Source organism: Undibacterium umbellatum, assembly GCF_014284125.1.
GTDB classification, from domain to species: Bacteria; Pseudomonadota; Gammaproteobacteria; order Burkholderiales; family Burkholderiaceae_D; genus Undibacterium; species Undibacterium umbellatum.
On sequence record NZ_JACOFX010000096.1, the window covers coordinates 1 to 255 of the forward strand.

Here is a 255-nt window from a genome sequence, read left to right on the forward strand (position 1 = left end):
TCGGGTCTACACCCAGCGACTGATTCGCCCTATTCGGACTCGATTTCTCTACGGCTTCCCTATGCGGTTAACCTTGCCACTGAATGTAAGTCGCTGACCCATTATACAAAAGGTACGCAGTCACGGATCAAGTCCGCTCCTACTGTTTGTATGCACACGGTTTCAGGATCTATTTCACTCCCCTCCCGGGGTTCTTTTCGCCTTTCCCTCACGGTACTGGTTCACTATCGGTCGATATCGAGTATTTAGCCTTGG

The 255-nt window shown here is 50.6% G+C and carries 1 rRNA gene; it reads right to left on the reverse strand.

Annotated features, from left to right (window positions below):
- Positions 1–255 (reverse strand): 23S ribosomal RNA (locus H8L47_RS30530); the annotation flags it as partial.